General features: G+C 69.4%; 8 protein-coding genes and 1 tRNA gene. 8 read left to right on the top strand and 1 reads right to left on the bottom strand.

Going from position 1 to position 5754, the window contains the following annotated elements; translation table 11 throughout:
* The coding region (locus Q0588_RS11665; protein ID WP_298746226.1) for a sodium/proton-translocating pyrophosphatase at nt 1–975 on the top strand (975 nt) is incomplete at its 5' end.
* Nucleotides 976–1062: 87 nt separating this feature from the next.
* Here Q0588_RS11665 and bamE read toward each other — a convergent pair.
* A complete protein-coding gene (bamE, locus tag Q0588_RS11660) occupies nt 1063–1539 on the bottom strand; it encodes an outer membrane protein assembly factor BamE (RefSeq protein WP_298746224.1) in 477 nt (158 codons plus the stop codon).
* Between the two features lie 88 nt (nt 1540–1627).
* Between bamE and Q0588_RS11655 the strand changes: the two genes are divergently transcribed.
* The 7 genes from Q0588_RS11655 to Q0588_RS11625 all read left to right on the top strand — a co-directional run bounded on the left by Q0588_RS11655 (nt 1628) and on the right by Q0588_RS11625 (nt 5753).
* Nucleotides 1628–2155, top strand: coding sequence for a ubiquinol-cytochrome C chaperone family protein (locus Q0588_RS11655; protein WP_298746222.1), 528 nt, complete (start codon nt 1628–1630; stop codon nt 2153–2155).
* Nucleotides 2152–2667: a DUF177 domain-containing protein gene (locus Q0588_RS11650; protein ID WP_298746220.1), complete on the top strand. Its 516-nt coding sequence runs from the start codon at nt 2152–2154 to the stop codon at nt 2665–2667. The genes Q0588_RS11655 and Q0588_RS11650 overlap by 4 nt, the downstream gene beginning before the upstream one ends.
* Before the next feature lie 90 nt (nt 2668–2757).
* Nucleotides 2758–3831 (top strand): phosphate acyltransferase PlsX, encoded by a 1074-nt coding sequence (gene plsX, locus Q0588_RS11645; protein WP_298746218.1) that lies wholly within the window; start codon nt 2758–2760, stop codon nt 3829–3831.
* Entirely contained in the window at nt 3828–4805 is a 978-nt protein-coding gene (locus Q0588_RS11640) for a beta-ketoacyl-ACP synthase III (RefSeq protein ID WP_298746216.1), read from the top strand. Before plsX ends, Q0588_RS11640 begins: the two co-directional genes overlap by 4 nt.
* Before the next feature lie 75 nt (nt 4806–4880).
* Complete coding sequence (locus tag Q0588_RS11635) at nt 4881–5189, top strand: integration host factor subunit alpha (protein ID WP_298746214.1); 309 nt, start codon at nt 4881–4883, stop codon at nt 5187–5189.
* Between the two features lie 6 nt (nt 5190–5195).
* Nucleotides 5196–5621, top strand: a complete 426-nt coding sequence (locus Q0588_RS11630; protein ID WP_298746212.1) for a MerR family transcriptional regulator — start codon at nt 5196–5198, stop codon at nt 5619–5621.
* A 55-nt stretch (nt 5622–5676) separates the two neighbouring features.
* Nucleotides 5677–5753: transfer RNA gene (locus Q0588_RS11625), tRNA-Pro, on the top strand.
* The last annotated feature ends 1 nt before the right edge of the window (nt 5754 follow it).

The raw sequence follows: 5754 nt of genomic DNA, 5'->3' as shown, positions 1-5754 counted from the left end.
CCGGCCCTGACCATCATCGTCGGCATCGTCGCCTCCTACCAGCTGGCGGGCCTGTTCGGCATCGCCATCGCCACCACCACCATGCTCGGCGTCGCCGGGATGATCGTGGCGCTGGACGCCTTCGGTCCGGTCACCGACAACGCCGGCGGCATCGCCGAGATGGCCGGTCTGCCGCCGGAAGTCCGCCACTCGACCGACGCGCTCGACGCCGTGGGCAACACCACCAAGGCGGTGACCAAGGGCTATGCGATCGGTTCGGCCGGCCTCGGCGCCCTGGTGCTGTTCGCGGCCTATACCTCGGACCTGGAGTATTTCGCGGCCAATGCGGAGGCGTATCCGTTCTTCGCCAACATGGGGACGATCGACTTCGCCCTGACCAATCCCTACGTCGTCGTCGGCCTGCTGTTCGGGGGGCTGCTGCCCTTCCTGTTCGGCGGCATGTCGATGATGGCGGTCGGCCGCGCGGCCGAGTCGGTCGTGGCCGAGGTGCGCCGCCAGTTCCGCGAAAACCCGGGCATCATGACCTATGAGGTCAAGCCCGAGTACGGCCGGGCTGTCGACATCCTGACCAGGGCCGCAATCAAGGAGATGATCGTGCCGTCGCTGTTGCCGGTGCTGTCGCCGATCGTCCTGTTCGTCGCGGTGTTATCGATCTCGGACAAGGCCACGGCCTTCGCCGCCCTCGGCGCCATGCTGATGGGCGTCATCGTCACCGGCCTGTTCGTCGCCATCTCGATGACCTCGGGCGGCGGGGCCTGGGACAACGCCAAGAAGGTGATCGAGGAAGGCTTCACCGATCGGAACGGCGTCGTCCACGGCAAGGGCTCCGAGGCCCACAAGGCCGCGGTGACCGGCGATACGGTCGGGGATCCCTACAAGGACACCTCTGGTCCGGCGGTGAATCCGATGATCAAGATCACCAACATCGTCGCCCTGCTTCTGCTGGCGGTGCTGGCGAGCGGCAGGATCTTCTGACGCCGCGGCGTACCCGCGCGCGCCGCGATGAAAGACACCCCGGAGAGCGATCTCCGGGGTGTTTGTCTGCGTCTCCCGGCCGGAGCGTCAGTCCGGGCGGCGCTGGCCCGGGATGTCCTCTTCGGTGCGGGGCAGCTGGCCACGGCCCACGTTGCCGAGCAGTTGCTCGAGGATGGTCAGCTGGCGGCCGCGGGTCGGGGTCTCGCGACCGTTCATGGCGATCTGCTGACCGTCCTCCAGGCCGAGCGTCCGCACCTCGGCGACCTGGCCGCTGTCGTTGAAGGTGATCTCGGTGACGCTGCGCTGGGTCACCTGGGGGCGGTTGTAGGTGTATTTCTCGGTCACCTGGCTGACGTAGTACCAGACGTTGTCACGCTCGAAGGTCGAGGTGGTCGACGGCGTGCCGAGCTTGCCCAGCACCGTCTGTTTGGTGTCGGTCCCGGCCACGATGTCGGTCGGCTTGGCGTCGATGGCCTGGAAACCGTTCTGGCCGACGACCGGAGCGCAGGCCGAGCCCAGGGCGGCGACCGAAAGGGCGGCGAGGAGGAGCTTGGAACGGAGCATGGACGGCGCCTGCGAAAGAACAAGGTCTTTGACCTAACCGGACGCGAGCCTTAGTTCAACGGCGCGGCGGAAAAGGGGCCGCATGATCATGCTTCAGACTCTCCTCCGGACCCGTCCCCGCCAGCGCCTGGGCGAACCCCTGTATGAACTGGCGGTGCGTCAGGCGCGGAATCCCGCCTTCTACACGCGACTGGCCGTCGCCGACCGGATCGACGCCCGGTTCGAGCTCTACACGCTGCATGTGCTGCTGCTGGTCATGAGACTGCGCGGCGAGGGGGAGCGCGGGGCCGAGGCCGCCCAGGCCCTGTTCGACGTCTATGTGTCCGCCCTGGATCACGCCCTGCGGGAGCTCGGCGTCGGCGACATCTCCGTCGGCAAGAAGATGCGCCGGCTGGGCGAGGCGATGTACGGGCGGATGTCGGCCTATGAGCCGCTCCTGCGCGACGGCGACGCCGCCGCCCTGGCGGCCCGGCTGGCCCGCAATGTGTTCGAGAGTGAAGATCCCGCCGCCGGCCGGGCCCTGGCGGCCTACGCCCTGGCCAGCCACGCCCGTCTGGCGGCGCAGGCGTTCGCGGCCGCGACCACGCGGCCGGACTGGGCGGAGGTCCGGCCATGAGCATTGATTTCCCCTACAGCGTACCTCTCCGGGTCCATCAGATCGGCGCCGGCGTGGGCCGCACCCTGGAGCCGGACGCCGCCGCCCGGGCCCGGATCGCCAAGGCCCTGGACCTGGCGTCCCTGGACGCCTTCGTGGCGGAGTTGACGGTCGCGCCGACGCCCGGCGGCTGGCGCCTGTCCGGACGGGTGAAAGCCAGCCTCGCCCAGATTTGCGGAATCACCCTGGAGCCGTTGCCGGTCGAGGTCGACGCGGCCTTCGCCGTGTCTCTGGCCGAGCAGGCGGAGGCGGACGCCGACGCCGGCGAGATCCTCATCACCCTCGACGACGAATCGCCTGACCCCGTCGAGGGCGGCCAGATCGATCTGGGCCAGTACGCCGTCGAGCAGTTGGCGCTGATGCTCGACCCCTTCCCGCGCAAGCCGGGCGCCGAGTTCGTGCAGCCGCCGCAGCCGGCGGAAATCTCGCCCTTCGCCGTGCTCAAACAGCTTCGACCTTCCGACGAAGGTTGACGCAAGGGCGGCTTGGTTGCATCCCCCCCGGGCGGCGCTAACGTCGCCCCAGACGAGCGCCGGCTGACGGCGCGACGGAGTCGAAGCGGCTTGTCATCCCCAGTTCTGATTTCGCTCGACGCCATGGGCGGAGACCACGGTCCGGCCGTCGTGGTGGCCGGCGTGCGCGACTACCGCAAGCGCCAGGGCGGCGCCGGGGTCCGCTTCGTTCTGCACGGCGATGAGGCGCTGATCCGCGCCGAAATGGCCCGCAACGGCCTCGGCGACGAGGTCTGCGACGTGCGCCACACCGGCAAGGTCGTGGCGATGGACGAGAAGCCGGCCCAGGCCATGCGGCGGGGCAAGGGCTCGAGCCTGTGGAACGCCGTCGAGGCGGTCAGGACGGGCGAGGCCGGGGCCGTCGTCTCGGCCGGCAACACCGGCGCGCTGATGGCCATCTCCAAGCTGATCCTGCGGATGTCGGCGCATGGGCTCGAGCGGCCCGCGATCGTCGCCAGCTGGCCGACCCTGCGGGGCGTCACCGCAGTGCTGGACGTCGGCGCCAACGTCGAGAGCGACGCCGAACAGCTGGTCGAGTTCGCGATCATGGGCGAGGCCTTTCACGCCGCCGTGCACGGCGCGGCCCGGCCCACCATCGGACTGCTCAACGTCGGCTCCGAGGACATGAAGGGCCACGAGGAGGTTCGCGAAGCCGCCCGCATCCTTCGCGAAGGCGGCTTCGGCCTCGACTACAAGGGCTTCGTCGAGGGCGACGACATCGCCCGGGGGACGGTCGACGTGGTCGTCACCGACGGCTTCACCGGCAATATCGCGCTCAAGACCGCGGAAGGCGTGGCGCGCTTCATCTCGGCCCTGCTCAAGGAGGCGCTGACCTCGAGCGTGCCGGCCAGGGCGGGCGCGCTGCTGGCCCTGCCGGCGCTGAGACGGATGCGGCGGAAGATCGACCCGAGCGCCATCAACGGCGGCCCCCTGCTGGGCCTGAACGGCATCGTGGTGAAGAGCCACGGCGGCGCCGACGCCAAGGGCTTCGGCAACGCCATCCGCATCGCCGTGGAGCTGGCCCGCAGCGATTATCTGAAGAAGGTCAGCGAGAGCCTGAACCGGCTGACCGTGGTGCTTGAACAGCCGGCCGCGGAAGGCGCGGCCACGGAGACCCTCCAGTGAGCGTCATTCGCAGCGCCGTCACCGGCGTCGGATCCTATCTGCCGGAGCAGGTGGTGACCAACGCCGACCTGGCGAAGATCGTCGACACCTCGGACGAATGGATCGTCGAACGCACCGGCATTCGCCAGCGCCACAAGGCGCGGGACGATCAGCCGACCAGCGACCTGGCGGTCGAGGCCTCCAAACGGGCCCTGACCGATGCGGGCCGCGGCCCGCAGGACATCGATCTGATCGTGGTGGCGACGACGACGCCGGACATGACCTTTCCGTCGGTCGCCTCGATCGTCCAGCGCAAGCTGGGCGTGCCGACCTGCATCGCCTTCGATGTCCAGGCGGTCTGCTCCGGCTTCGTCTATGCGCTGGGCGTGGCCGACGGATTCGTCGCCCGGGGCGCGGCCCGGTGCGCCCTGGTCATCGGGGCCGAGGAAATGACCCGGCTGATGGACTGGACCGACCGCTCGACCTGCGTGCTGTTCGGCGACGGGGCCGGGGCCGTGGTGGTGGAGCCCCGCGAGGGGCAGGGAACCAAGGCTGACCGGGGACTGCTCGGCTTCGCCCTGCGGTGCGACGGCTCCAAGACCGACCTGCTGTATGTCGATGGCGGCCCCGCGACGACGGGGTCGGTCGGACATCTGCGGATGGCCGGCAACCAGGTGTTCCGCCACGCCGTGGTCAACATCGCCGAGGCCATCACCGCCTGTTGCGAGGCCTCCGGGATCGAGATCGCCGATGTCGACTGGTTCGTGCCCCACCAGGCCAACCAGCGCATCATCAAGGGGGTGGGCGACCGGCTGGGGCTGGACGAGGACAAGGTGGTCTCGACCGTAGCCCTGCACGCCAACACCTCGGCGGCGTCGATTCCGCTGGCGCTGGATGCGGCGATCCGCGACGGCCGGATCAAGCGCGGGGACCTCGTCCTCATGGAAGCCATGGGCGGCGGCCTGACCTGGGGCGCCTGCGCCCTTCGCCTGTAGGGCGCATTTCGCCTTTCCATTTGAAGGCGCTTGCTCTTTTATGGGGGCGACGGACTTTTTGAGGGGAGCGGACCATTGGCTCAGCACCAGACCCTGACGCGGGCGGACCTGTGTGAGGCGGTCCACGAGGAGGTCGGCCTGTCGCGGCAGGAGTGTTCGGCCCTGGTCGAGCGCACGCTGGAGCTGATCATCGAGTCGCTGGAGCGCGGCGAGACGGTGAAGCTGTCGGGCTTCGGCGTCTTCCAGGTGCGCGACAAGCGGGCCCGGATGGGGCGCAATCCCAAGACCGGCGAGCCGGCGGCGATCCATCCGCGCCGGGTGATCAGCTTCCGCGCCTCGCAGATCATGAAGGGCCGGGTTCACGACGCTGTCGTGAGCGCCTGATCCGTCGTGGCCAAGAGCCCGAACGCCTTCCGCACCATCTCCGAGGCCGCCGAGGAAGTCGGGGCGCCGCAGCATGTGCTGCGCTTCTGGGAAACCAAATTCCCCTTCATCACGCCGCTCAAACGGGCCGGCGGGCGGCGCTTCTACCGCCCCCAGGACGTGGTGCTGCTGAAGGCCGTCAAGCGGCTGCTGCATCAGGACGGGCTGACCATCAAGGGCGTGCAGCGCCTGCACCGCGAACAGGGCCTGAAGCGGCTGGCGGCCTATGGCGACCCGGACGGGGCGGTGGATTTCGAGCCGGAGGGCGGCGTCGGGGAGCCCCTTTCCGGACCGACCCCGGCCGGGCCTTCGTCGGTCCGCCTGCGCCAGCTCGCGGCTGAACTGGAAGGCGCGCGGGCGCGTCTGGAAGCCGTTCTTTCCAGAACCGCCTGACCGGGCGTTTTTGGGTTTGCGGGCCGGCGGCGCCCCGTCTATAGGGAGCGCCTCTCGGAGCGTGGCGCAGCCTGGTAGCGCACTTGACTGGGGGTCAAGGGGTCGCAGGTTCGAATCCTGTCGCTCCGACCAT

Source organism: uncultured Brevundimonas sp. (assembly GCF_937870815.1).
In the GTDB taxonomy this organism is placed as follows: domain Bacteria; phylum Pseudomonadota; class Alphaproteobacteria; order Caulobacterales; family Caulobacteraceae; genus Brevundimonas.
The sequence above is the reverse complement of the archived record's forward strand: the minus strand, read 5'-3'. Positions and strand labels throughout refer to the sequence as shown.

Bases quoted from the DNA above. Each gene is read 5' to 3' on its own strand.
- Q0588_RS11650 (WP_298746220.1), top strand. From the start codon at position 2,152: ATGAGCATTGATTTCCCCTACAGCGTACCTCTCCGGGTCCATCAGATC.
- Q0588_RS11655 (WP_298746222.1), top strand. From the start codon at position 1,628: ATGCTTCAGACTCTCCTCCGGACCCGTCCCCGCCAGCGCCTGGGCGAA.
- bamE (WP_298746224.1), bottom strand. From the start codon at position 1,539: ATGCTCCGTTCCAAGCTCCTCCTCGCCGCCCTTTCGGTCGCCGCCCTG.